Origin of the sequence: Acidithiobacillus sp. HP-2, assembly GCF_015100155.1 — a bacterium.
GTDB lineage: Bacteria > Pseudomonadota > Gammaproteobacteria > Acidithiobacillales > Acidithiobacillaceae > Acidithiobacillus.
This window is the reverse complement of record NZ_JACKZA010000003.1, coordinates 87,296-113,181: the sequence shown is the minus strand read 5'-3', so window position 1 is coordinate 113,181 and position 25,886 is coordinate 87,296. Positions and strand designations below refer to the sequence as shown.

26 protein-coding genes are annotated in these 25,886 nt (G+C 55.6%); 16 read left to right on the top strand and 10 right to left on the bottom strand.

Annotation, left to right across the window (positions count from 1 at the left end):
• Positions 1-2 precede the first annotated feature (2 nt).
• The 4 genes from ribD to H7F11_RS03155 all read right to left on the bottom strand — a co-directional run bounded on the left by ribD (position 3) and on the right by H7F11_RS03155 (position 3,743).
• On the bottom strand, positions 3-1,103 hold the full coding sequence (gene ribD, locus H7F11_RS03170) for a bifunctional diaminohydroxyphosphoribosylaminopyrimidine deaminase/5-amino-6-(5-phosphoribosylamino)uracil reductase RibD (protein WP_193649825.1): 1,101 nt from the start codon (positions 1,101-1,103) through the stop codon (positions 3-5).
• On the bottom strand, positions 1,093-1,596 hold the full coding sequence (nrdR, locus tag H7F11_RS03165; protein WP_193649886.1) for a transcriptional regulator NrdR: 504 nt from the start codon (positions 1,594-1,596) through the stop codon (positions 1,093-1,095). The genes ribD and nrdR overlap by 11 nt, the downstream gene beginning before the upstream one ends.
• Before the next feature lie 5 nt (positions 1,597-1,601).
• A complete protein-coding gene (glyA, locus tag H7F11_RS03160) occupies positions 1,602-2,846 on the bottom strand; it encodes a serine hydroxymethyltransferase (protein ID WP_193649824.1) in 1,245 nt (414 codons plus the stop codon).
• Between the two features lie 105 nt (positions 2,847-2,951).
• Positions 2,952-3,743 (bottom strand): hypothetical protein, encoded by a 792-nt coding sequence (locus H7F11_RS03155; protein ID WP_413773185.1) that lies wholly within the window; start codon positions 3,741-3,743, stop codon positions 2,952-2,954.
• 373 nt (positions 3,744-4,116) lie between these two features.
• Here H7F11_RS03155 and metX point away from each other — a divergent pair, with 373 nt between their 5' ends.
• From metX to H7F11_RS03125, 6 genes are all read left to right on the top strand, one after another.
• Positions 4,117-5,268: a homoserine O-succinyltransferase MetX gene (metX, locus tag H7F11_RS03150; protein ID WP_193649822.1), complete on the top strand. Its 1,152-nt coding sequence runs from the start codon at positions 4,117-4,119 to the stop codon at positions 5,266-5,268.
• The gene (metW, locus tag H7F11_RS03145; RefSeq protein WP_193649821.1) at positions 5,265-5,870 is read left to right on the top strand and encodes a methionine biosynthesis protein MetW; all 606 of its coding nucleotides are present in this window, start codon (positions 5,265-5,267) and stop codon (positions 5,868-5,870) included. The genes metX and metW overlap by 4 nt, the downstream gene beginning before the upstream one ends.
• A 21-nt stretch (positions 5,871-5,891) precedes the next feature.
• On the top strand, positions 5,892-6,548 hold the full coding sequence (locus H7F11_RS03140) for a glutathione S-transferase family protein (protein ID WP_193649820.1): 657 nt from the start codon (positions 5,892-5,894) through the stop codon (positions 6,546-6,548).
• Positions 6,549-6,590: 42 nt separating this feature from the next.
• Positions 6,591-7,376 carry a bifunctional demethylmenaquinone methyltransferase/2-methoxy-6-polyprenyl-1,4-benzoquinol methylase UbiE gene (gene ubiE, locus H7F11_RS03135; RefSeq protein WP_193649819.1) on the top strand — a complete coding sequence of 262 codons (786 nt, stop codon included), beginning with the start codon at positions 6,591-6,593 and terminating at the stop codon, positions 7,374-7,376.
• A 95-nt stretch (positions 7,377-7,471) separates the two neighbouring features.
• The gene (metE, locus tag H7F11_RS03130) at positions 7,472-9,826 is read left to right on the top strand and encodes a 5-methyltetrahydropteroyltriglutamate--homocysteine S-methyltransferase (protein WP_193649818.1); all 2,355 of its coding nucleotides are present in this window, start codon (positions 7,472-7,474) and stop codon (positions 9,824-9,826) included.
• 174 nt (positions 9,827-10,000) lie between these two features.
• A complete protein-coding gene (locus tag H7F11_RS03125) occupies positions 10,001-11,551 on the top strand; it encodes a SulP family inorganic anion transporter (RefSeq protein WP_193649817.1) in 1,551 nt (516 codons plus the stop codon).
• Between the two features lie 3 nt (positions 11,552-11,554).
• Here the strand turns inward: H7F11_RS03125 and H7F11_RS03120 are convergent, their stop codons facing one another.
• Positions 11,555-14,686 (bottom strand): L-glutamate gamma-semialdehyde dehydrogenase, encoded by a 3,132-nt coding sequence (locus tag H7F11_RS03120; protein WP_227485212.1) that lies wholly within the window; start codon positions 14,684-14,686, stop codon positions 11,555-11,557.
• Positions 14,687-14,946: 260 nt separating this feature from the next.
• Here H7F11_RS03120 and H7F11_RS03115 point away from each other — a divergent pair, with 260 nt between their 5' ends.
• The 6 genes from H7F11_RS03115 (at position 14,947) to proB (ending at position 19,864) form a co-directional block, all read left to right on the top strand.
• On the top strand, positions 14,947-16,203 hold the full coding sequence (locus tag H7F11_RS03115; RefSeq protein WP_193649816.1) for a DDE-type integrase/transposase/recombinase: 1,257 nt from the start codon (positions 14,947-14,949) through the stop codon (positions 16,201-16,203).
• 203 nt (positions 16,204-16,406) lie between these two features.
• A complete protein-coding gene (locus H7F11_RS03110) occupies positions 16,407-16,850 on the top strand; it encodes a YaiI/YqxD family protein (RefSeq protein ID WP_193649815.1) in 444 nt (147 codons plus the stop codon).
• Between the two features lie 142 nt (positions 16,851-16,992).
• Positions 16,993-17,304 carry a 50S ribosomal protein L21 gene (rplU, locus tag H7F11_RS03105; protein ID WP_010641361.1) on the top strand — a complete coding sequence of 104 codons (312 nt, stop codon included), beginning with the start codon at positions 16,993-16,995 and terminating at the stop codon, positions 17,302-17,304.
• 11 nt (positions 17,305-17,315) lie between these two features.
• A complete protein-coding gene (gene rpmA, locus H7F11_RS03100; protein WP_193649814.1) occupies positions 17,316-17,576 on the top strand; it encodes a 50S ribosomal protein L27 in 261 nt (86 codons plus the stop codon).
• Positions 17,577-17,630: 54 nt separating this feature from the next.
• Entirely contained in the window at positions 17,631-18,746 is a 1,116-nt protein-coding gene (cgtA, locus tag H7F11_RS03095; protein WP_193649813.1) for an Obg family GTPase CgtA, read from the top strand.
• Positions 18,743-19,864 (top strand): glutamate 5-kinase, encoded by a 1,122-nt coding sequence (gene proB, locus H7F11_RS03090; protein ID WP_193649812.1) that lies wholly within the window; start codon positions 18,743-18,745, stop codon positions 19,862-19,864. The genes cgtA and proB overlap by 4 nt, the downstream gene beginning before the upstream one ends.
• Before the next feature lie 20 nt (positions 19,865-19,884).
• On the opposite strand, the gene fur is transcribed toward proB, so the two are convergent.
• Complete coding sequence (gene fur, locus H7F11_RS03085) at positions 19,885-20,346, bottom strand: ferric iron uptake transcriptional regulator (protein WP_227485211.1); 462 nt, start codon at positions 20,344-20,346, stop codon at positions 19,885-19,887.
• Between the two features lie 66 nt (positions 20,347-20,412).
• On the opposite strand from fur, the gene H7F11_RS03080 reads away from it, so the two are divergent.
• Entirely contained in the window at positions 20,413-20,760 is a 348-nt protein-coding gene (locus H7F11_RS03080; protein ID WP_193649811.1) for an outer membrane protein assembly factor BamE, read from the top strand.
• Between the two features lie 12 nt (positions 20,761-20,772).
• Here the strand turns inward: H7F11_RS03080 and H7F11_RS03075 are convergent, their stop codons facing one another.
• Complete coding sequence (locus tag H7F11_RS03075) at positions 20,773-21,243, bottom strand: type II toxin-antitoxin system RatA family toxin (protein ID WP_193649810.1); 471 nt, start codon at positions 21,241-21,243, stop codon at positions 20,773-20,775.
• Between the two features lie 8 nt (positions 21,244-21,251).
• The gene (locus H7F11_RS03070) at positions 21,252-22,433 is read right to left on the bottom strand and encodes a phospholipase D-like domain-containing protein (protein ID WP_193649809.1); all 1,182 of its coding nucleotides are present in this window, start codon (positions 22,431-22,433) and stop codon (positions 21,252-21,254) included.
• A 117-nt stretch (positions 22,434-22,550) separates the two neighbouring features.
• On the opposite strand from H7F11_RS03070, the gene smpB reads away from it, so the two are divergent.
• From smpB to H7F11_RS03055, 3 genes are all read left to right on the top strand, one after another.
• A complete protein-coding gene (gene smpB / locus H7F11_RS03065; protein ID WP_193649808.1) occupies positions 22,551-23,012 on the top strand; it encodes an SsrA-binding protein SmpB in 462 nt (153 codons plus the stop codon).
• 63 nt (positions 23,013-23,075) lie between these two features.
• On the top strand, positions 23,076-23,696 hold the full coding sequence (locus H7F11_RS03060; protein WP_193649807.1) for a thioredoxin fold domain-containing protein: 621 nt from the start codon (positions 23,076-23,078) through the stop codon (positions 23,694-23,696).
• Positions 23,693-24,202, top strand: coding sequence for a disulfide bond formation protein B (locus H7F11_RS03055; protein ID WP_193649806.1), 510 nt, complete (start codon positions 23,693-23,695; stop codon positions 24,200-24,202). Before H7F11_RS03060 ends, H7F11_RS03055 begins: the two co-directional genes overlap by 4 nt.
• A gap of 22 nt (positions 24,203-24,224) precedes the next feature.
• Here H7F11_RS03055 and H7F11_RS03050 read toward each other — a convergent pair whose 3' ends face one another.
• Both H7F11_RS03050 and purE read right to left on the bottom strand, forming a co-directional pair.
• The gene (locus H7F11_RS03050) at positions 24,225-25,358 is read right to left on the bottom strand and encodes a 5-(carboxyamino)imidazole ribonucleotide synthase (protein ID WP_193649805.1); all 1,134 of its coding nucleotides are present in this window, start codon (positions 25,356-25,358) and stop codon (positions 24,225-24,227) included.
• Entirely contained in the window at positions 25,355-25,852 is a 498-nt protein-coding gene (purE, locus tag H7F11_RS03045) for a 5-(carboxyamino)imidazole ribonucleotide mutase (protein WP_193649804.1), read from the bottom strand. The genes H7F11_RS03050 and purE overlap by 4 nt, the downstream gene beginning before the upstream one ends.
• Between the last annotated feature and the right edge of the window lie 34 nt (positions 25,853-25,886).

The window sequence follows — 25,886 nt, the reverse complement described above, 5'->3', positions numbered from 1 at the left end:
AATCAACGCTCCTGCGGACCCAGGGTCCATTTCAGATCATTACCCAGCGACTCGACCCGAAGACTCCGCCAGCGCGGCGCTTCGGTCAGTTGTTGAAAAGGACCAACCTGCATGGCTGGCAATGCCCCCTGGCCGAGGAGCATGGGCGCCATATAGAGCAACCACTCATCGACCAACCCGGCCGCAAACAGGGTACTGGCCAGGCCCGGACCAGCCTCTGCCAACACTTCATTGATTTGTCTCTCTGCCAAAATGCGCATGACTGCCGGACAATCCAGTTGCTCGCCATCAACAGGCACCGCCAACAACTCTGCACCTGCTGCTTGCAGCATTTTTTTGGCTGAGTCCGGCAGGCCCAGCCCATGACAAATCCAGACTGCGCCAGGTGAAGCAAACATTGCCGCATCTGCCGGGGTCCGCAAATGGGTGTCCAAAACCACCTTCACCGGATACCGGCGCAGTGGAATATCCAGACGCGGGGCTAGGCGCGGGTTGTCGGCCAGAACCGTGCCAATCCCCACCAGGATGGCACTGGCGCTGGCCCGCTCTTTTTGCACATCGGCGCGCGCCAAGGTGCCGGTCAACCACTGACTTTGTCCATTGCCCAGCGCCACCCCTGCATCCAGACTGACTGCCTGCTTTAAGCGAACCCAGGGACGCCCGCCTTCCATGCGCATGAAAAATCCGGGGTTCAGCGCACGACTTTCGGCTTCGCAACAGCCCAGTTCAACCTCGATGCCAGCGGCTCTGAGCCGGGCAATGCCCTGCCCGGAAACCAGGGGATTGGGATCCTGAACCGCCACCACCACCCGTTTCACCCCTGCGGCCATCAGGGCGTCCGCACAGGGGCCGGTCCGCCCCTGATGACTGCAGGGTTCGAGGGTGACGTAAACGGTCGCCGCACGCGACGCCGCTCCGGCTTCGGCAAGGGCCAGCACTTCGGCATGGGCTTCACCAGCAAAAAGGTGAGCGCCACGGCCAACAACGATCCCTTCCTGCACCACCACCGCACCCACTCGCGGATTAGGGTGCGTCGAATATAAACCCCGGTTCGCCAGGTCCAGGGCCATTTCCATGAAATGATGGTCCTGCTCAGTCAGCACCAGAACGGCCTTTTCCGGGTACCTGTTGCTGATCGGGATGGGGGCCCTCTTTCAGGCGGGCAATTTCCGCACTGAATGCATCCACATCTTCAAAACGCCGGTACACCGAAGCGAAACGCACATAAGCCACCGGATCGAGGCCGCGCAAAGCTTCCATAACCAGTTCGCCAATGAGGCGCGCCGGCACTTCGCGTTCACCTCTTTCGCGAAGACGCCGTTGAATCAAACGCAGGGCTGCATCAACCTGCTCGGTGGCGACCGGACGCTTGCTCAGCGCCCGCGTCAAACCACGCTGCAATTTGTCTTCGTTAAAAGACTCACGACGCCCGTCGGTTTTAACCACCATGGGCAAAGCGAGTTCGGCACGCTCAAAAGTCGTAAAACGTTGATTACATTGCGGACATTCCCGACGGCGCCGCACCGTCCCGCCCTCATCCGCAAGACGGGAATCCACCACCCGGGTGTCAGCGAAGGCGCAGAACGGACAATGCACGGAACCTAGCCGTACACCGGAAACTGCTTGCACAGGGCAGTCATATCCGCCTTGACCCGGGCAATCACTGCGGCATCTGCGGGAGCATCCAGCACATCGGCGATCCCCTTGCCCAAGCGCTGCATTTCCGCTTCTGCAAAGCCACGGGTGGTTGCTGCCGGGGTGCCGATGCGAATACCACTGGTCACCGCTGGCGGACGGGTATCGAAAGGCACTGCGTTTTTGTTGACCGTGATGTGCGCCTGACCCAGCGCTTCCTCGGCATCCTTGCCGGTCACCTTTTCGCCCAGATTGAGGAGGAAAAGGTGATTATCCGTACCGCCCGACACGGCTGTATAACCTCGCCCGGCAAGTACCTGACTCAGCGACTGGGCGTTGCGAATGACCTGCTGCTGATAGGTTTTGAACTCCGGCTGCAAAGCTTCACGGAAAGCTACCGCCTTACCGGCAATCACGTGCATCAGAGGACCACCCTGCAAGCCAGGGAAGATCAAAGAGTTGACCTTCTTGGCATATTCTTCCCGACAAAGGATGAGACCACCACGCGGTCCGCGCAAGGTTTTGTGGGTCGTGGTGGTGACAAAATCCGCATGGGGTACAGGGCTGGGATGTAAACCGGCCGCCACCAATCCGGCAATGTGGGCCATGTCCACCAGCAAATAAGCGCCAATACTCCGGGCAATTTCACCGATCCTTTCGAAATCGATAATGCGCGAATAGGCACTGGCCCCGGCGACGATCATTTTGGGACGTTCCTGCTCAGCCTGTGCTGCCATTGCCTCATAATCAATTCGGCCATCTTCAGCGCGCACCCCATAAGCGGCCACCTGAAACAGCTTACCCGAAACATTGACTTTGGCTCCGTGGGTCAGATGTCCACCATGCGCCAGACTCATTCCCATAATTTTGTCACCCGGCTTCAATACCGAAAGGTAAACAGCCTGGTTAGCCTGAGAACCGGAATGGGCCTGAACATTGGCGTGTTCTGCGCCGAACAGTTCCAGAGCCCGATCAATGGCCAACTGTTCAGCAACGTCCACATACTCGCAACCACCATAATAGCGTTTGCCCGGATAACCCTCGGCATACTTGTTGGTCAGCACCGAGCCTTGCGCCACCATTACCATGGGGCTGGCGTAGTTTTCAGAAGCAATGAGTTCCACATGATCTTCCTGACGCTGGGTTTCCTTACACATGGCATCCCATAGTGCAGGATCAAAATCAGCAATACTGAGGGTTTTGGAAAACATGGTGCACTCCTTCAAAAACTTCCGGAAAATTTGTGGCTAGACACTAATGGATGCAAGAACGAACGGCAAGGGTAAAAAATGCGTGCAAGTCATGAATGAAACTCATCAGAGTTTGACACGCACCGGCTGAGGATGATGGCCGAGTACAAAACGGGCGGCCTTCTTTTCTTTCTTTTTTCGGGGAGGACGCCGCTTGTCAGCAAAAATATCCTGATAGGCCACATGGATGACCGGTGGACCCAACACCCAGACAATCAAGCCCAACCACAACTGGGAAAAAGCCGGCATAAACAGATTAGCCAGCAAAATGACGGCCCAGAGACCGATCAGAGGATCCCGCAATTCCGGCCTGAACAGCAGGGTGAGTGTAGTTTCCACTTCTGACTCCAGCCAGCCATGTCCTTTGTGCAAGGCAAGGGCAATCCCGAAAAAAGCCGGAGAGAACCAGAAGTAAGGCATTAGCGACAAATCTGAGAAGCGCTGTCCAAAAGCGAACCACCAGCCCCAGAATCCCTGACCCATGCCCGAGTCGTCATGCCAGGGAATATTGATCCCGGCCAGCAAGCTGCCCATGACCACTATGTCCTGGCCAAATTCGAAAATTATGCCAAAAACGGCAAAAAGCATTCCCCACACCACCGCCACATGGAGGGCATGCCGCATTTGTCGGTTCGTGTAAGATTCCGTTTCTTCATCGGTATTGGCAGCGATTTCCAGGCCAAACAGCAGGCCAAAGGGCGCAATGGCGTACATCAACCATTCGGGAAAGGGAATGGCCGCAAACACCAATGCTGCAGCGGAAAGCAGCAGCCATGGCCGAGGACGGGCTACTACCAGCTCGGCACCTCCCTCGACCCAGCTCACTACACGATTTACCCATTTCCAGGCCAAAATCATCTCCCAGCAACATGACACACGGCCAAGCACAACTTGTCGCTCATGCTATCTCTTTTGATTCTAAACCATCAAGGCGCATAAACCTAAAAACATCAGTTGCCGTGGGTGCTTTGCAGCGACTTTTGTTCTGATCCGTTGTTGTTCTTGGCGAAATCCTGCGCCCGTCAGGAGAGCTGTTTGAGCCCGCAGGGCGAGTTCTCTCCTGACAGCAGGATGAGCCTTGGAACAACAGGCGAGGAACAATGGAGCAAAAAGCACCCACGGCAACTGCCGTTAGCATAAACACAAAATACTGCCGACTTACGCCGCTTGTCGCCGACGGTCTTGAAGTTTAGACTCTTCCGGCTCTGTTTGATGATTAGAAAAGCACACAATGCCTGCTCAGATACCCGCTGATTCCGTTGGACTGGTAACCCCGCAGACGGTCACTTTTCCAGCTGACCTGCAACTGGAGTGTGGGCGCAGCTTGCCGGGTTACACCCTGGTTTATGAAAGTTATGGGGCCTTGAACAAGGATCACAGTAACGCGATTTTACTCTGCCATGCGCTTTCCGGTGATCATCACGCTGCCGGATATCACCACATGGATGATCGCAAGCCGGGCTGGTGGGAGCATCTGCTTGGACCCGGCAAGGCCATGGATACTGAACAGTTTTTTTTCGTCTGCGCGAATTTTATCGGGTCCTGCAAAGGCTCAACGGGTCCAGCCAGCATCAATCCTGAAACCGGCAGTCCCTGGGGTCTGGATTTTCCTATGGTCACCGTCCGCGACTGGGTAAAAACCCAGGCCGACCTGGCCGATCATCTGGAGATTGAACAATGGGCAGCGGTTATTGGCGGTAGCCTGGGTGGCATGCAGGTTATGCAATGGAGCATGGATTATCCGGACCGGCTGCGTAACGCCGTGGTCATTGCTGCTGCGCCCAAACTGACGGCGCAGAACATCGCCTTCAACGAAGTTTGTCGTCAGGCCATCATGACGGATCCGGATTTTCACAATGGCCGCTATTATGCCCATGACACCAAACCGCGCCGGGGACTGTCACTGGCGCGGATGATCGGCCACATCACCTATCTGTCTGATGACGCCATGCGCACCAAATTCGGTCGGGACACACGGGGCGGCAAGGCCTTTTCCTTTGGTTTTGATGTGGATTTTGAAGTGGAAAGTTATTTGCGCTATCAGGGTTCAAGTTTTGTAGAACGCTTTGATGCCAACAGCTATTTATATATTACCAAGGCATTGGATTATTTTGATCCGGCCAGTGCGTATGGCGGCAATCTGGCGGAAGCCTTTGCCCGGGTACAAGCGGCATTTTTAGTGGTCTCTTTCAGTTCTGACTGGCGGTTTTCCCCGGAACGCTCCCGCGAAATCGTGCAGGCACTGTATACCTGTAATCGCGACGTCAGCTATGCGGAAATTGAAGCCACCCACGGCCACGATTCCTTTTTAATGCCTATTCCCCAATATGTAGCCGTTCTCAGCACTTATCTGCAACGTGTTGCAGAGGAAATCGGACTATGAAGCTACGCCAGGATCTGGCCATCATCGCCGAATGGATTCCCCCGCAAAGCCGCATTCTCGATCTGGGCTGCGGGGAAGGAGAACTGCTGGCCTATTTGCGCGCCGAAAAGGATGTGCAAGGTTATGGGGTAGAAATTGAGGAAGACCGGGTCGTCGCCGCTATCCGGCGCGGAATTCCGGTCATTCAGCAGGATCTTGATCAGGGACTCAAAAATTTTGCTGACCAGAGTGTCGATACGGTAGTCCTTTCCCTGACCCTGCAGGCTTCTACCTATCCCCGTCAGTTATTGCTGGAAATGTTACGCGTCGGCCGGGAGGTTATTGTCACCTTTCCCAATATGGGACACTGGCATGCGCGCTGGCAACTGGGCGTGCTGGGCAAAATGCCCACCACAGACGCCTTGCCCCATACGTGGTACGATACTCCCAACATCCACCTGTGTACGATTCGCGACTTTGAACAACTCTGTGCCGACAACGGCATCGCCATCCATCAGCGGGTCGTGCTCAATGAGCGGCGGCGCAGCACTTGGCGCAACCGTTTGTTACCCAACCTATTTGGAGAAGTTGCTTTATATCGTTGCGCCCTGGTCGCACGCTGAAGCTCATGCGAGGAGAACGCCATGACCCTGGAACTGATCAGCTTCCCCCTCTGCCCCTATGTACAGCGTTCGGTGATTACCCTGCTGCACAAGCAGATAGTCTTCAAACTGACGCATATTGACCTGGCCCATAAACCCGAATGGTTTCTCGAACTTTCGCCCATGGGCAGAGTCCCCTGCCTGAAAATCGGCACTGACGCCGTACTGTTCGAGTCTCAGGTGATTAATGAATATCTGGATGAAACCATTGCACCGCCACTGCATCCTGCTGACCCGCTGGAACGTGCCCGGCACCGCGCCTGGATTGCCTTTGGCAGCGAAATGATTGGTGATCAGTTCCAGATGATGGTAGCCCAGGGTGAAGAACGCTTTACGGCGGCCAGTCGCCAGCTTTTTGACAAGCTGGAGCGGCTGGAAAAAAACATGGCCGAAGGACCATTTTTTGCGGGTCAACATTTCAGTCTGGTGGATGCCGCCTTTGCTCCCTTATTCATGCGCATGGAAATTCTGCACGCATTGCGGCCATTGCCGCGTTGGGAATCCTTGGGCAAACTGCGCCGCTGGACCGCCTTACTCATGGAATTACCCGAGGTAGCAGGCTCCGTAACTGCCGACTTTCCCGAACGGCTGCGGAATTATATCAGCGAAAAAGGCAGTCTTTTGCTACGCTCAGTATGAATACAAGCTGCCGCATTTACGATTTGCACAGGAGTCATGCGTATGAGTGATCAACAGGGACAGGACATGCAGGATCAGGCGCTCGTGCCCACCACCCACTTTGGTTATCAGGAAGTCCCGGAAACGGAAAAAGAACACCTGGTCAAAGGGGTTTTCAGCAATGTCGCGGGTAAATACGACCTGATGAACGACCTGATGTCATTGGGTGTGCATCGCCTGTGGAAACGCTTCACAGTAGATTTGGCCCGCCCCCGTCCCGGCCAACGGGTGCTGGATCTCGCCGGAGGCACGGGTGATCTGGCTGCCGCCATTTATCCGCGCATCAAACCCAATGGTTCCATTGTGGTCTCTGATATCAATCCGGAAATGCTGGCGGTTGGAGAAAACCGACTGGCGGATAAGGGCATCATCGCCGGGGTTGAGTTTGTCGAAGCCAATGCGGAGGAACTCCCCTTTCCAGACCGTGAATTTGATCTGGTCACCCTGGCCTTTGGCATCCGCAACATGACCCATCCCGAACGGGCCTTGAAGGAAATTCACCGCGTCCTCAAAACCGGCGGGCGGGCGTTGATTCTGGAGTTCTCACACCCGCGCTGGCCGGGCTTGCAGCCCATTTATGATATGTATTCATTTAAGCTCCTGCCGCGTATCGGTGAACTCGTCGCCAGGGATCGGGACAGCTATCAATATCTGGTGGAATCCATCCGCCGCTTTCCCGATCAGGAAACCTTCAAAATGATGATGGAAGAAGCCGGTCTGGAACGGGTTGAGGTGTTCAACCTGTCGGGTGGTATTGTCGCCCTGCATCGCGGCTTTCGTATGGATTGATGAATGCTTTTCATCTGAACGCCTAAAAATTCCCTCTTGAGCAGAGACTCCGGGCAGGGCATGATGGCGACAATTTTCGCAGAGGAGTAATGCCCATGACGTCCGTTCACAGTCTCGGTTTTCCGCGTATCGGTCATAAACGCGAACTCAAAAAAGCACTGGAAAGCTTCTGGTCCAAAGAAATTGATGAGCAGGAACTGCAGTCCCGCGCTGCCCAGTTGCGTGACCGTCACTGGAAAATCCAGCAGACCTGTGGGATGGACTTCATCCCGGTTGGTGATTTCAGCCTCTACGATCACATGCTTGACATGAGCTGCACCCTCGGTGCCATTCCTCCCCGTTACGGATTCTCCGGCGGTCAGGTGGGTCTGGACACTTTTTTTGCCATGGCACGCGGTTCCAGCACCCAGCCCGCCATGGAAATGACCAAATGGTTTGATGCCAACTATCACTTCATTGTGCCGGAATTCCATGAAAACATGGAGTTCCGCCTGAGCAGCGAACGCCTGTTTGACCAGATCAAAGAAGCCCAGTCTCTCGGCCTCAAGACCAAGCCCGTGCTGGTCGGCCCCATCACCTACCTGTGGCTGGGCAAGGAAAAAGACCTGAATGCCGAAGCCCATCACGAAGCGCAACATCATCATGACGACAGTGCCTGTCATGGTCACGGTGCGCCGGTGGGTAATGCCTGCTTTGATCGTCTGACATTGCTGCCCAAGGTTCTACCTGTTTATGCCGAAATTCTGGAGCGCCTTGCCAGCATGGGCGTGGAGTGGGTACAAATGGATGAACCCGCTCTGGCACTGGATCTGCCCGCCGAATGGCTCGAGGCTATGGCCTCTGCCTACCAGACCCTCAGCAAGGGCAAAAGCCCCAAAGTATTACTGGCCACCTATTTTGATTCAGTAGCTGATCATGCCGAGGCTCTCAAAGCCCTTCCCGTCGCCGGCCTGCATCTGGATTTGCGGCGCGCTCCGCAACAGCTGGAGAGCTTCCTGAAAAATTATCCGGCTGACAAAGTGCTTTCTCTGGGCGTGGTAGATGGCCGCAATGTTTGGCGCGCCGACCTGGATGCTGCCATCAAGATCCTGGAACCTGCACATAAACAGCTGGGAGACCGTCTCTGGGTAGCGCCTTCCTGCAGCCTGTTGCACACCCCGGTTGATCTGGATCAGGAAAACGAACTCGACGCCGAATTGAAATCATGGCTGGCTTTCTCCGTACAAAAGCTCGATGAAGTTGCCATTATTGGTCGTGCCCTGAATGAAGGCGTGGCAGCCGTAGCGCAGGAACTGTCAACTGCACGTGCCGCCGTACAAGCACGTAAAACTTCACCACGTATCCACAACCCGGCTGTTGCCCAGCGTCTGGAAGGGCTGGGTAAGGACGACGGTCAGCGCAAAAGTGCTTTCCAGGCCCGTGAAGCCGCACAGCGTGCTCGCTTCAAACTGCCGGCATTCCCCACCACCAGTATCGGCAGTTTCCCGCAGACTCCCGAAATTCGTAAAGCCCGCCTGCAAAATCGCAAGGGCGAACTGAGCAATGCCGACTACCAGAAAGCCATGGAAGCAGAAATTGCGCTGGTCGTGAAAGAACAGGAACGTCTGGGTATTGACGTGCCGGTCCATGGCGAACCCGAACGCAATGACATGGTGGAATACTTCGGTGAACAACTCGCTGGATTCGCCTTCACCCGTCATGGCTGGGTGCAGAGTTACGGCTCACGCTACGTCAAGCCGCCGTTGATTTTCGGTGACGTCTCCCGTCCTACCCCCATGACCGTGACCTGGAGCAAATATGCCCAGTCCCTGACCCAGCGGCCCATGAAAGGCATGCTCACCGGACCAGTGACCATCCTGCAATGGTCTTTTGTACGCGATGATCAGCCCCGTGAGAAAACGGCACTGCAAATTGCGCTGGCCATCCGCGACGAGGTCAAAGACCTGATCGACGCCGGCATCGGCATCATCCAGATTGACGAACCCGCCTACCGTGAAGGGCTCCCCCTGAAGCGCAAGGACTGGGATCAGTATCTGAACTGGGCATCGCGTGCATTCCGCATTTCTGCGCAAATTGCACCGGATGACGTGCAGATTCACACCCACATGTGCTACTCGGAGTTCAATGACATCCTCCCCGCCATTGCGGCCATGGATGCAGATGTCATTACCATTGAAACCTCCCGTTCACAAATGGAGTTGCTGGATGCTTTTGCCACTTTCAACTACCCCAACGAAATCGGACCTGGCGTCTATGACATTCACTCCCCCCGCGTTCCCAGCGTCGAAGAAATGGTCGGCCTGATGGAAAAAGCGGTCAAAGTGGTTCCCGCAGAGCGTCTGTGGATCAACCCCGACTGTGGTCTGAAAACCCGCAAATGGGCAGAAGTCACCCCGGCTCTGGAAAATATGGTCGAGGCAGCCAAACAGGTCCGTGCCAAACACGCCTGATTGAATACACGCCTCAAACTGACAAGGCCCCATCCGGGGCCTTTTTTAATATTTTAATACTTGCTGATTACCAGCCCTCCTTATAGACTCACTGGCAATTAAAAAGACACCAAGTGATTGCTTGCACCGCGCTCCGCGACTCACCAGTTTCATGCCATCTATTTGGAACTTTTTATGAATCAGTCAATCAATCTTTCCCCACTCAAAAATCTGCGGGCCGATGTGCCTGCCGCCGTGGTCGTCGCTCTGGTCGCCATGCCCCTCTGTCTTGGAGTCGCCCTGGCTTCCGGCACCCCACTGATTGCGGGTTTGATCGCTGGCATCATGGGTGGGGTTCTGGTTCCCCTGTTCAGCCGCTCGCCCCTGGCCGTCAGTGGCCCCACCCCAGCCATTGTGGCCACGCTGCTGGTGGCCATGGAAACCCTGCACAGTTTTCCGGCGTTACTGCTCGCTGTGGTTATTGCTGGCGGCATTCAGATTATTCTGGCGCTCTTGCGTGCAGGGGTGGTGGCTTATTTTTTCCCGTCGGCCGTCATCCAGGGTATTTTGTCGGCCATCGGGATTATCATCATCCTCAAACAATTTCCCTATGCCATTGGTTTTGATATTGGCGAATTTGGTAATCAGGATTTTTTTGATGCCCATGGAGAAAACACCTTCAGTGCCGTTATTGCCGCACTCGCCCATGTGGAATGGGGAGCGCTGCTGGTCAGCGTACTTGCCCTGGTCATCCTGATTGTCTGGGATAAGATAGCCGTCCTGCGCAAACAGACCTGGCTCTCCGGCCCGTTGATGGCGGTGGTGTTCGGAACCCTCCTGAATGTGCTGTTTGTCCATGCCCTGCCCGGGCTTGCCATCGACAAAAGCAATCTGGTCAACCTGCCTGAAATTCGTTCTCTGGCGGACTTAAGGGGCATGCTGCAAATGCCTGACTGGGGCATGATCGGTTCAAAAACCGTATGGATGACCGCTATCGCCATCACCTTTATTGCCAGCCTGGAAAGCCTGCTTTCCACAGAAGCCTCCGACAAACTGGATCCTTTCAAAAGACGCACCCCTCTTGACCGCGAACTGCTGGGACAGGGAGTGGCCAACATCGCCAGCGGCCTCATTGGTGGACTTCCGGTTGCCGCCGTCATAGTGCGGAGCACGGCCAACGTGGCGGCCGGGGCTCGGACCAAAGCCAGCGCCTTTCTGCACGGGATTTTTCTGTTGCTGGCCGTCGTATTTCTGGCTACGTTGATGAATCATATCCCCTTGGCAGCCTTGGCCTCCATCCTGATTTTCGTCGGTTTCAAACTGGCCCATCCGAATTTTTTCAGGAAAATGTTCAGGCTGGATAAGTCCCAGTATTTGCCCTTCTTCATCACCATTATTGCGATTTTGTTCACCAGTCTGATTACTGGCGTGGTGATCGGGCTGCTCACGGGTATTTTCTTCGTCCTCAAAGCCAACTATCACAGCGCCATCGATATTGGACGGGAGGGCAACGCCTACAAAATATCCCTGAACAGGGAGGTTACCTTCGTCAACAAGGCGCGCCTCTCGCATATTCTGGAGAGACTGCCCAAAGATGCCGAAGTGATTCTGGATGGCAAAAAAGTCCGTTTCATTGATCACGATGTGCTTGAAGTCATTCGTGATTTCGAACGTGCCGCCGAACTGAAAAACATTCAGTTAAGCGAGCAGAATTTCGACACACCGATACTCAAAGCCCCCGTATAATCTTTACAATCGGCCTTGGGAGAGCAGCTCCGCGTTGCCTCCCGCTGCTGTGGTGTTGATGCTCAGCGCCTGTTCAGCCACCATGCGCAATAAATAATGGGGACCGCCGGCTTTCGGGCCGGTTCCACTCAAGCCTTCACCACCAAACGGTTGCACACCAACCACTGCGCCAATCATGTTGCGGTTTACGTAGACATTGCCGCAGCGGGACCGCGCAGCGATATGTGCCGCCCGCCCATCAATCCGGGTCTGGACACCTAAAGTCAGCCCAAATCCCAAAGCGTTGATGGCATCCACCAGGGCATCAATCTGTCCGGCTTTCCAGGTGACCACCTGCAGCACCGGACCAAATATTTCCTCGCGAACCTGACTGACATGGGTAATGGCATACGCACAGGGGGCTACAAAATGCAGATTACGCTGCTGATCGTCCTGCATGGTCAACACTACAGAATTATCCGTAACCCGGGCATTTTCCAGCAAAGACGGGGGCCAGGCACAACGGGCCAGTAATCTTCCCCCACCCTGCTCCACCCGGGCAATTTGTGCCAGAATATTGGTCTGCGCTTCGGCATCAATAACGGGTCCGACATCGGTGGCATAATGGATGGTCGGTCCAATCACCAGTTCCTGCATGGCCCCTTTGAGCATGGTCAGAATTTCTTCTGCACATTCTTCCTGTACACAGAGCAGACGCAGTGCCGAACATCGCTGTCCGGCGGAACGAAATGCCGAGGCAATCACTGCATCCACCACCTGTTCCGCCAGAGCCGTAGAATCCACAATCATGGCATTAATGCCGCCGGTTTCGGCAATCAAGGGCACAATGGGGCCTTCCTTGGCCGCCAGACCCTGATGAATGTGGCGAGCAACACCAGTTGAACCGGTAAACACCACGCCGCCAGTCAGCGGATGCTCTACCAGAGCCGCGCCTACGGTTTCGCCAGCACCGGGCATCAGCGCCAGCACATCGCGGGGAACTCCGGCCTCCCACAAAAGTTCGACAAAAGCCTGGGCAATGGCCATGGTCTGCTCGGCGGGCTTGGCTGCCACACTATTGCCCGTAACCAGAGCCGCAACGACCTGCCCGGCAAAAATTGCCAGGGGAAAATTCCAGGGACTGATACAAACGAACACACCGCGCCCCCGCAGACTCAGGGAGTTAGCCTCACCGGTGGGACCGGGCAGAGCTTCCTTGCGCATGAGCGCCTTGGCCTGAATGGCATAATAACGGCAAAAATCTACGGCCTCACGCAGTTCGGCAACCGCATCTGCCAAAGTTTTATGTGCTTCGCGCATAATCAGGGAAAGCAATTTGTCCTGCCGGGTTTCCAGCAGCTCAGCCGCCCGGGTCAAAATTTCGGCACGACGCTCGACGGGTACCGCATCCCAGCGCATTTGCCCGGCGTGCAGTGCGTGCATTAACGGGTCTATATCTTCCACCGGTATTTCTTCGGGGGTTTTTACCCGCAGGGCCAATGCGGCTTCCAGGGCGGGGCTACGTTCGGCAATGTAAGTCATATCCATTCCTTGGCTGTTCAGTCGTAATTCACCATGAAGATGGCCGTAAATCTCTATGGGTTTGGGTAAGGCCGCCTCTTCCGCCCGCCAGAGCGGACTGACCAGCAGATCTGCGGCAGCCACATGCTGATTAGCCAACTGATGAACAAAAGACGTGTTGGCAGCGTTTTCGAGAAGTCGCCGGACCAGATAGGCAAGCAGATCCCGATGACGACCCACCGGGGCATATATCCGCAAGTGCTGAATGCGGGCGTGGCGTAAAACCTCCCGATAAATTCCTTCTCCCATGCCATGCAGACGCTGCATCTCAAAACGGGCATCGGGTTGTTGATCCGCCAATTGCAAAACAGCAGCAATGGTCGCTGCATTGTGGGTGGCGAATTGCGGGTAGACCAATGCCTGAGGACCGTTGGCGTTTTCAAGGAGCCGCGCCGCACCGGCCAGATAGCTGATATCAGTATGATGTTTATGGGTAAACACCGGATACCCAGACAAGCCCATCTCCTGGGCTCTTTTGATTTCCATATCCCAGTAAGCGCCCTTGACCAGCCGCAGCATCAAACGGCTCTGATTGCGGCGCGTCCGGGCCAGAACTTCGTCAATGGCAGCATCTGCCCGGCTCTGATACGCCTGCACGGCTATGCCGAGCCCGTCCCAGCCCGCACAAGTGGCCTGCCGGGCAATATGCTGTTGCAAGGCATCCAGCAAATCGAGCTGCAACTCAAGACGATCGCTTTCTTCCGCATCCAGCGTCAGATTCAAACGCCCCTGAGCCGCCAGCTCGGCCAGTTGCTGCAACTTGGGGAACAGCTCTTTCCACAGACGGGCGCGCTGGGCTTCTTCAAAACGCGGATGCAGTGCTGACAATTTGATGGAGATGCCATCCCGCTCCCGGGAACCCCCACTGCCGGGTTGGGTGGCCAAAGCGCGCAAGGCAGATTCATAAGAAGCCGCATAGCGGGTTGCATCGGCACTGTTGCGGGCACCTTCTCCCAACATATCGTAGGAATAGCAGAGTGCGGGCTGTTTTTTTCGGGCTTCGGCAGAGCGCCGGCGCGCCTCAGCAAGATCCTGCCCCAGTACAAACTGCCGCCCCAGTAGCGCAATGGCCCGCACTGCTGCTGTCACGACGGTATTCATGCCCAGTCGTTGCACCAGACTGCGTGTTTCTTTTTCGGCAAGCAGACGGCGGGATAGAATCAGCACCCGACCCGAAATCTGGGTAATCCAGGACTGTTTTTCCTCACCGGCAAAGCGCGCCCTGCCCAGCTGATCCGCTGCCAGCAAGGCCGCCGTACCCGTATCGGGCACGCGCAGCAGGGCCTCGGCCAGACGCATCAAGGCCAAGCCTTCGGCGCTGGTGATGGGGTACTCCCTTAACAGCGACTCCAGAGCCCAGAACGGGGCTGGCTGCTTGCGCACCGCCTCCACCCAGGGCCGCGCATGATCGATGACGTTCAGCCAGTTCAGCTTGCCGCTGAGCGCCGACAGCAGTGCTTCAACCTGCTGACTTTCATCCCGGTACGGGGGTGGCAGCGTCACAGGTTCCCGAAGAAAATCCGGAGAATCATTGAAATCACCGGGCAAAATAGTATGTAAACGGGTTTGAGACATTCCCTCAAGGCTCCTTGCAGCAGGTAATCGGGTTCATGATCAGCCTGTGCCTGCCTCCTTTTTTCATTTACGGGTTTTTATACGCTTTTGGCTACTGCAGCGCTACAACCTCTTGTAATCAGGTTGTCATACTTGGGGTGCCTGATGCAAGTGATAGCCTTGTCCAATATGAAATGAGTCTGAAGGGTGGAACGTGTTTCTAGCATGAAATGCGTCTGGAGTAAGCTGCAACGGAATCGGGTTCCGTTCATGATGGAGGAATGAAAGCCATCATGAAACTTGAAGAGTTAAAAACGATTGAACAACTCGAGACCTTTCTGTCCGGTACCCAGGCGGTGGCCTTTTCGGTCATGGGCGACAAGGACACTTGCTACCGCTGGATTCAGGGGGAACTGGTCAAGTTCCGGTATGTGACGTTGCCCCGCCCCGCCAGAGGGGTGGTGATCCGCTATCTGATGAAGGTCAGTGGTTACTCCCGTCAGCAGATCACCCGGCTGATTGCCCAGTATCGCCAACACGGTCGGTTACAGCGCCGCCAGCGCACGGTGGCTGGTTTCCAGCACCAGTACACCGCCGAGGATATCCGCCTGCTGGCGGCGATGGATGAGCGCCACGACACGCCCTGCGGTCAGGCCATCAAGAAGCTGTGTGAACGGGCCTGCACGGTCTTCGGTCAGGCCGAGTACGAGCGGCTGGCCGCGATCTCCGTGAGCCACCTGTATAACCTGAGAAAATCCACCACCTATACCCGCCAGCGCTGCCACTTTGCAAAGACCCGACCCAAAGCATCAACCATCGGCGAGCGGCGCAAACCCCAGCCCAACGGCCAGCCCGGCTATATCCGCATCGACACGGTCCATCAAGGCGACCTGGACAAACAGAAAGGCGTGTATCACATCAACGCGGTGGATGAACACACCCAGTTCGAGATCGTCGTGAGCGTCGAGAAAATTAGCGAGCACCACCTTATTCCAGCTCTGGAGCAGCTGTTGGACAGTTTCCCCTTTACCGTGCTCGGCTTCCACTCCGACAACGGCTCGGAATACATCAACAAACGGGTCGCCGGGCTGCTGGAGAAACTGCGCATCGAGTTCACTAAGTCCCGCTCACGTCATTCCAATGACAACGCCCTGGCCGAAAGCAAAAACGGCACTGTGGTGAGAAAGCTGTTCGGGTACAGCCATATTCCTCAACGCTGGGCGGCACTGATCAACGCCTTCAACCAACAGCACCTCAATCCCTATATCAACTTCCACCGTCCCTGCTTCTTCCCGGAAACCCACACTGATGCCAAAGGCAAACAACGTAAACTCTACCCCTATGAGAACATGATGACGCCTTATGACAAGCTCAAATCATTGCCCCAGGCAGAAAGCTATTTGAAACCCGGCGTAACCTTTGAAATACTCGACCAGCTCGCTTACCAGATCAGCGACAACCAGGCGGCGGACCAGCTCCAGAAGGCCCGTCAAAGACTATTCAAAACGATCCATGGACGGCCCCCGAAAACCGGTTGACAGGGCATTCTCTACAACCACTTCCCAGACTCATTTATGGATTGGAAAATACTGTGATTGGACAAAGCACCCCAGATGCTTACCCGCCATCTACATTTCAACTCATTCAGGTGGGTTGTTAGCTACCACATAACGGGATGTTGGCATTGCCAGCAAGTTCCATCTATGCCAAGGTCCATTCCTCTATAAATACGAGTCTTTCCATGCATATCTGGGTCGATGCCGACGCCTGCCCCAATGTCATCAAGGAAATTCTGTTTCGCGCCAGTACGCGTCTGAAACTGCCCTTGACCCTGGTCGCCAATCAGCCCCTGCGTGTGCCCCAATCGGCTCACATTCGCAGCGTGGTAGTACCTGGCGGCTTTGATGTGGCCGATGATGAAATTGTGCGCTGCGTTGAAGCGGGCGATCTGGTCATTACCGCCGATATTCCCCTGGCCGCTGCCGTACTGGAGAAAAACGGCCATGCGCTCAGCCCACGCGGCGAGCGGTACTCCCCAGAAACCATCCGTGAGCGTCTACGCATCAGGGATATGATGGAGCAGCTGCGAGATTCCGGCGTGCGTACTGGCGGCCCCGCCACCCTGAGCCAAGCCGACCGGCAGGCCTTTGCGAATGCTCTGGACCGCTTATTGCCCCGCACTTGAGTGGTTCGCTCAGACAATTTATGCGCCGATGCAGATCAGTCAACAAAACAAGTCCTCATCCTCTTGCGTTAATAGACTGATAACGCTATCCTTGCGAACTTTTCCGGACAGTACCGGGTAAAACCCTTGTTGGAGGTTTGTGATGTACGCGGTCATTGAAAATGGTGGCAAGCAGTATCGGGTGACAGTGGGCGACAAGCTCCGGCTCGAAAAGATGGAAGCAGAGCCAGGTGCGGAACTCGCGCTGGACCGGGTACTGATGGTCGGCGTTGGCAGTGATGTAGTGGTCGGTCAACCGCTGGTAGCTGGTGCCGCCGTCAAGGCCACCGTGCTCAGCCAGGGACGGGCTGCCAAGGTGCATATCTTCAAGATGCGTCGGCGCAAGCATTACCGTAAACAGCAGGGACATCGTCAGTATTTTACTGAAGTCCGCATTACCGGCATTGAAGCCTAAGGAGCACAGTCATGGCACATAAGAAAGCGGGTGGCTCTTCGCGCAACGGACGCGATTCAGAATCCAAGCGGCTGGGCGTGAAGCGTTACGCCGGACAGCTGGTCATCCCCGGCAACATTATCATTCGTCAACGTGGCACCCAGTTTTATCCGGGTAGCAACGTCGGTATTGGCAAGGATCACACCCTCTTTGCTACCGCAGAAGGGGTTGTAAAATTCGAGCGCAAGGGACCGCGCCAGGTACGTACCGTCAGCGTCGTATCCTTGGCCTGAACCGGCCTCTGCGCAGAGGGACCCCGCCCCGTTTTTGCGGGAGCGGGGTTTTTTATGAAGTTTATTGATGAAGTACGCATCCATGTTGCTTCGGGTACCGGTGGACATGGTTCCCTGAGCTTTCGTCGGGAAAAATTTATCCCCTTTGGCGGTCCCGATGGCGGCGATGGTGGTCGCGGTGGCAGTGTTTTCCTTGTCGCGCAGGCCAGCCTCAATACCCTGATAGATTTTCGCTACCAGCGCCGTTACCGGGCCGAAACCGGGCATGGTGGTGCGGGGAGACAAATGACCGGGCGCGCGGGTCTGGATAAAGAAATCCACGTTCCGGTGGGTACCCTGGTCTACGATGACGACACCCGCGAATTATTGGGAGATTTGCGCGAAGACGGGGAACGTTTGCTGGTCGCTCAAGGCGGACGCGGCGGACACGGCAATTTGCATTTCAAATCCAGCATCAATCGCGCACCCCGTCAATATGAAAAAGGCACGCAGGGAGAAGAACGCAATCTTCGCCTGGAACTGCGGGTTCTGGCCGATGTTGGCCTGCTGGGCCTGCCCAATGCGGGCAAAAGCACTCTGATCAGGGCAGTCAGTGCGGCCCGCCCGAAAGTGGCAGACTACCCGTTCACCACCCTCTACCCCAATCTCGGTGTAGTCCGGGTGGCGACCCACGAATCTTTTGTTCTCGCGGATATTCCCGGCCTGATCCCCGGAGCTTCCGAAGGCGCCGGGCTAGGCACCCGTTTTCTGAAGCATCTCAGTCGTACCCGCCTGCTCCTGCACATGGTCGACATGGCTCCTGTGGATGAAAGCAACCCTGCCGGGAACATTCGCGCCCTGGAAGAAGAGCTGCTCGCTTACAGCCCCGCCCTCGCCCAGCGCCCACGCTGGCTGGTGGTCAATAAGGCCGACTTGTTCAGCGCTGAAGAAGGCGAGGCGCGTTTTCAGGCGATTCGTGCCGAGCTTTCCTGGGATGGCCCGGCATTTTTGATTTCCGCCGCCAGCGGTGCGGGCTGCAATGCCCTCACCCACGCCATCTGGCAGGCACTGCCGGATCTGCCACCCGCACCTGATCCAGTCCAGTCGGAAGAATGGGGCGATGAAGGGGAAGAATATCTGGAAGAGTGGGAAGGTGACGATTTGAGCGCCGACTGGGATGACGATGAATGAGCCGCGACCTTAAAAATGCCCAGCGCTGGGTCATTAAAATCGGTAGCAGCCTGCTCACCAATAATGGCCAAGGCCTGGACCTCCCTGCTATTGAGGCATGGGTCAAGCAACTGCTGGTACTACGCCGGCATGGCCTGGACATTGTACTGGTTTCTTCCGGCGCCGTGGCAGCGGGCATGGAGCGCCTGGGCTGGTCGAGCCGTCCCAGCGCCCTGCACCAGCTGCAGGCGGCAGCCAGCGTCGGCCAGGCAGCACTGATTCAGGTATATAACGAATTCCTCCGCCGGGGCGGGGTACACGGCAGCCAGGTACTGCTGACCCACGAAGATCTTCAGGAACGCCATCGCTATCTGAATGCGCGGGCAACCCTGCGTACGGTGCTGGAACTCGGGGTCATTCCCATCATCAATGAAAACGATGCCATTGCCAGCACCGAAATCCGATTTGGCGATAATGATACCCTGGCCGCCATGGTTGCCAACCTGTTGGAAGCCGATTTACTGGTGATTTTGACGGACCAGGCAGGTTTGTACGACCAGGATCCCCGTAAAGTCCCTGATGCCCGTTTATTGACCGAGGTGGAGGCTGGGGATCCTGCCCTGCTGAGCATGGCCGGGGGCAGCGGCAGCGCCATCGGTACCGGCGGAATGAGTACCAAGGTCCACGCAGCCAGCCGTGCGGCACAATCTGGTGCGGCTACCATCATCGCGCCGGGTGGCGCTGAGGATGTCTTGCTGCGCATCTGGGCGGGAGAACCTTTGGGCACCTATTTTCGGCCCGGCGTCGCCAAGCTGGCGGCACGCAAGCGCTGGCTGGCCGGTCAGCTCCGCCCCAACGGGTTGTTGCATCTGGATGCCGGTGCGGCCAGGGTCTTGCGCGAAAAAGGTAGCAGCCTGCTACCTGTAGGGATTACTGCTGCCGAGGGCGATTTTCAGCGCGGCGATCTGTTATGCTGCGTCGACCCGGAAGGACAGGAAATAGCCCGTGGCCTGGTGAATTTTGCTTATGAAGATGTCCTGCTGAGAATGGGAAAAAGCAGCAAGACTCTTTTGGAATTATTCGGGGATATCGACGAAGTAGAAATTATTCACCGTGATAATCTGGTACTCAGCAACTAACTTTACATAAGTTCAGAAAATTATTTGCTGGCTGGAGTCTGCAAAGAACAGACCCCGGATTCCTGCATCCCCAGACAGGTCCCGTACAAATACAGGCTATGATCGCTGATGAAAAACCCTTGAGCTCCGGCGATTTCATTTTGACGGGCTTCCAGCGCCTCATCAAAAAACTCCAGAACCTTGCCACAAGCCGTACAGACCATATGATCATGGTGACCGGTTTCGTTCATTTCAAAAACGGCCTTGTCCCCTTCAAAATGATGACGGCGGACCAAACCAGCCATCTCGAACTGGGTCAGGACCCGATAGACCGTGGCCAGACCCACTTCTTCGCCGGCATCCAGCAACTGACGATACACTTCTTCCGCCGTTAAATGCCGGGTATCACTGTCTTCAAAAATGCGGAGAATTTTCAGACGTGGCAGCGTGGCTTTCAGACCGGCCCGCTTCAATTCGTCACTATTCAATTTTTCGTAGCTCATGTGCTCGTAGCAATTCCCATGCGTAATAGTTTAGGATAGTGGTACCTGACGCTTAAGACAAGGACTATGAGAAGCCTCCGCCTGATTACCCTGATTACCTTTTGTGCCCTCTCCCTCGGAGCCTGCAGTATTTATCGGGTTGCCGTACAGCAGGGTAATGTCGTCACCAGCCAGCAACTGGCAGAATTGCATCCGGGTATGGATGCGCTGCAAGTGCGTACCATTCTGGGTTCACCACTGCTGAAGGACCCCTGGCACCCCCATCAATGGATTTACTCTTATAGCTATAAGCCAGCCTATAGCAGTACCCAGGTCCGCAAGGTGATTGTTCTTTTTGACAAGGACGACAAGCTCATCGGCGTGCAGGGGGATGTGAAAGGCACGGTCAAAAGCCCGAAAAAGCCCGAAGCCTAGGCGGACGAAAGCCTAAGAAGATGGACTGTCCCCTGTTGCCGGAATGGCTGCAGGGGGACCGTATATGGCGCGCGCTCTTTGCGCAAAACGCTGCACCATGGTTTCTGCTGCCTGTTTGAAAATGGGCTCCAGAAACGCGCCCACCAGCCGTGAGGCAAATTCGAAGCGCATATCCAGCGTCACCTTGGTGCCCTTGGGGTCAGGTTCAAGCTGCCACAATCCTTCCAGGAAACGAAAAGGACCATTCACCAGACGCACTTCAGCCAGCTTGGGGCGCTGATAACGGTTTTTGGTGGTAAATGATTTGCCAAACGCACCATGAGAAATGGTGATTTCGGCAATCACTTCTTCGCCCCGATCCTGAATGATTCGGGTTCTGCCACACCAGGGCAGAAATTGCGGGTAGGAACGAATATCTTCAATCAGGGCCATAACCTGCCCCGCGCTGTACGGCAACACAGATGTTTTACAAATATGATGCATGCATCCTCTCAATAACGGCGTTGACCCATGGCATGGGCCTGCACCCAGCGATCAAGCTGAGCCAGACACCACTCCGGCAAACGTCGCCAGTAGGGGCGCTTACGCCAGGGTTCCGGATCGATTTTTCGGGATATGGCAAATTCACGCACAAATAATCCGTGCAACAGCAAGGATACCCGGGCCAAACGCAGTTCCAGATTGAGCTCGTGATTAAACCACAAACTCAGGAGATCAAAATTTGCCGAACCCAGTGTCGCCCAGGATCGGTCTACCAATACGTACTTGGCGTGGAGGAAAGCGCCCTGATATTCATAAATATGCACGCCTCTACGCATCAGTTTTTGATAATACGCCTGAATCCCGAATCGCAAAAGTGGATGATCGGTAATGCGTCCAGCCAGCAGCAGCCGCACATCTACCCCACGCTGCACCGCCCGATAAATACTGCGCAATATCACTGGATCAGGATTGAAGTAGGGCGTCGCAATCCAGATGCTTTGGCGCGCCCCCCGAATGGCTGCCAACAAGCGTCGGCGCACTGCATAACTGGCGGGCGGGATACCTTCGAGAAACCGGCCTTCCCCCCAGGACTCCGGAGAGAACACCTTTTCTTCACTCACTCCGGCAGGCAGGGCTGGCAGATGTTCCGGCCGGTGCCGGAAAAATATTTCCCGACCACGATCCACCAGAGCACCACGACAGGCAAACAGCATGTCCCGATAAGGCGGACTTCCTGGTTTGGCATCCAGCCACTCATCATCCAGGGCAAAGCCACCAACGGCCAGCCATTGGCCATCAATCGCGACAATACGACGGTGGGTACGCCGCAAGCGTTTTTCCAGCCCCTTCAGTTGCAAACGGTGATAAAAATGCAGGTGCGCTCCAGACTGGCGCAGCTCGCTGATCCAATTTTCAGGAAAGCTGCGACTGCCCAGGGCATCGAGCGTAATATATACCGCCACTCCGGTCAGGGCTTTGTCGCATAATATCCGCAAAATTTGCCGGGGCCAGAGGCCCGCCGCGAAAATATAGTTTTCCAGTAAAATTTCCCTGGACGCGGCGCTCAAGCGGGTTTCCAGCCATGCGGCAATGGACTGCATGTCATTCAGCAGCACCCAGTCAGGAATAGCCTCCTGTTGCCGGGTACGACGTCGTAGCAAGTGCCCCGTCAACAATCTGGAATCCACCATGTTCCTCCCTTCGCACTGTGCAAAAATTTCACAGGAGGGCTGGTAAAGTCAATGCTACTTTCTGCATACCCCTTTTTTCACGTACAATCATTGGCTGACTGGCACGGGAGTTGTGCAATGAGCAGCACCATCGCCCTGAATCGTGAGGCGAAACACGATTATTTCATAGAAGAACGTTTTGAGGCGGGAATCGTCCTGGAAGGCTGGGAAGTCAAATCCATGCGCGCCGGGCGCCTGAACCTCAAGGACAGTTATGTCATTGTCAAAGGCGCTGAGCTCTGGCTGCTGGGTGCGCATATCAGCCCCCTGCTGACCGCCAGCACGCACATTAATCCCGACCCTACCCGAACCCGCAAGTTGTTGATGCACCGCGAGCAAATCAACCGGATGATCGGGAGCGTGGAACGCAAGGGCTTTACCATTGTCCCCCTGGCCATGTACTGGAAGCAGGGTCGGGCCAAGGCAGAAATAGCGTTGGTCAAGGGCAAACAGGAACACGACAAGCGTGCAACCATCAAAGATCGGGAATGGCAAAGAGATAAGGCCCGAATCATGAAAGGCGGGGCGCGGGATGTTTGATAGGCTACACACCCCAATAAGATCTCTTTTGCCTTGCAACGAAGCATACAAGGAAATTTCCCCATGGTTCTCACACCGAAAAAACTGCCCCGGATTGACTTGACCCGCTGGGTGCTGCTTGGCTTCCTGATTATTCAGGGAATCGCGACTGTTGCCATCGCTGGACCAGCAACAGGCAGTGACGGGGATCAGGATTATTGGCAGGCCCTGACCCACACCCATTACATTCAGGAAGGCAGCAAGGGGCCGATTATTTATGATTTTTACGACCCTAATTGTCCTTATTGCCATGAAATCTATACCTGGCTGCAAAACCCTATCCATAACAAGCAAATACAGGTCAGATTCATTACCGTGGGATTTCTGACACCCAGTAGCGCTGGTAAAGCCGCCGCCATTCTCTCGGCCAAGGACCCGCTGGCTGCCCTGAAACTGAATGAAAACAAATTCAGTACCAAAGGGGGTCCAGAAGGGGGCATAGACCCTGCGCCCGTTGCCGTACTAAATAAAATGAGTGTTGTGCTGAATTTCAATGCTTCGCTTTTGGTCAACAAAGAAGCCGAAGTGCTCGGTATTCCCGGAGCCAGCGTGCCTTTTCTGGTCTATCGCCAGGATGGCAGAATTCGTTATGTCCCTGGTTTACCCGATAACAAACAATGGTCAGAAATTATTCACGCACAATGACCGCGTCCAAATTTGCTCCCTGGCTGGCGTCTCTGGTCATTCTGGCTGGCATTCTTGCCTTTACGCTGGTGCTTTGGCTGCAGTTCGTACACGGCGAGCAGCCTTGCAGTATTTGTATTTACCAACGTCTGGCTGATCTGGCCGTCATCGTCATTGTCACCATGGGCTTTTTCTGGAAAGGCACGGTACGCCGGGGTTTATGGATATTGGCAGCGTTATATGCCCTGCTGGGCGCGGCCCTGGCAGGGTGGCAGTGGCACCTGACGCAGATGGCGGCAGATCAGATTGAAGCCTGCTCTTCGGTCCAGGTTTTTCAGAGTAGTCCCGCCCTGGGCGGCTTGGGAAATGATTTAGCCTCGACCTTATCCGGCCATGGTTCCTGTGCGCTGGCTGGCAGCAAAAGCCTGGCAGGATGGCCCATCACCCACTGGAGTATGGTGTTTTTTCTGGGTTGCGCCGTGCTGCTCCTGATCGCCCAGTGGTTGAGCGGCCGCGTTCGGAATTAATCCCAAAAACGGCGGATGCCAGTTAACGTGGCCAGTTCCAGTCCTGACGCAGCGTCTCCAACACCGCCAAAGCCCGCTCTACATCAGAACTTAAGGCATTTACATGGCCCATTTTGCGACCTGCGCGGGCTTCCTTCTTGCCATACAAATGGACCTTGACTTGCGGATGCTGAAGCAGCTTCTGCCAATCCGGTCCGTCTTCTTCCCACAAATCGCCCAGCAGATTCATCATGACTACGGGGCTGAGCAGACGGGTATCTGCCAGGGATAACCCACAAAGGGCACGTACCTGCTGATCAAACTGACTGCTGGCACAGGCATCAATAGTATAATGACCACTATTGTGGGGACGCGGGGCCATTTCATTGACCAACAGACGGCCCTCTTCCGCCACAAAAAATTCAACGGCAAGCACGCCGACATAGTTTAGTGCCTCAGCAATGCGCGCCGCGCTTTGTCGAGCCTGATTTTGTAGTGCCTCTGGAATTCGGGCGGGCACAATACTGAGATCAAGCACAGCATGGTGATGACGATTTTCTGCCAGGGGATAAAACACCATCATCCCGTCCACTGAACGCGCCAGAACTACGGAAAATTCCTGAACCAGTTTAATCCGTGACTCCAGAATGGCTTCCGGGGTATTCAGGCTGGCCCATGCTGCTGGAAGCTCGCTGGCCGTACCAACATTCTGTTGTCCCTTGCCATCATACCCAAAGCGGGTAGTTTTCAGGATGGCAGGAAAACTCAGCTGGCGTGCCGCAAGCTCCACATCATCCTCTTGTCTGAGCAGTGCAAAGGGCGCGACTTCCAGACCAATATCCTGAAAAAAAGTTTTTTCCCGCGCCCGGTCCTGGGCAATGGTCAGCGCCGTAGAACCGGGACGCACGGGTATTCGCGCTTCCAAATAAATCATGGCTGAGGCAGGGACATTTTCAAATTCGGTGGTCACCGCTGCACAGTGATCCGCCAAAAGCGCCAAGGCAGAAAAATCATCATAGGGCGCACAAAGATGATGGTCTGCCACGGCCGCCGCCGGACAATCCGGATCAGGATCAAGAACCCATACACCATAACCCATGCGCCTGGCCGCCAGCGTAAACATTTGCCCCAACTGCCCACCTCCCAGAATTCCGAGGGTGGCACCGGGTAAAATCATGGCTCAGACTCCGGCAAAGTCATGGCTAATACGGCTGCTTCCTGTTGGTGACGAAAATCCTGCAGGCGCCGGGCTAGCATCGGATCACTTGCCGCCAACAAGGCTGCGGCGAAAAGACCGGCATTGGCGGCACCGGCAGCGCCGATGGCAAAAGTAGCTACCGGAATACCCTTGGGCATCTGCACAATGGACAGGAGCGAATCCATGCCGTTCAGGTGCCGGGAAGGAACCGGCACACCCAATACCGGCAAGATGGTTTTGGCGGCGAGCATACCCGGCAGATGGGCAGCGCCGCCCGCTCCGGCAATAATGCAGCGCAGCCCCCGGGATGCGGCCGTCGCGGCATAATCAAAAAGCAGGTCTGGGGTTCGATGCGCCGAAACCACCCGCTTTTCGTGGGGAATATTCAATGCCTGCAGTTGTTCTGTCGCAGCAACCATGACCTCCCAGTCACTGTTGCTGCCCATTACCACCCCAACCAGGGGATGTTCCATGCCTGCTCTCCTCTCTAGGCCTGCACATTAAACG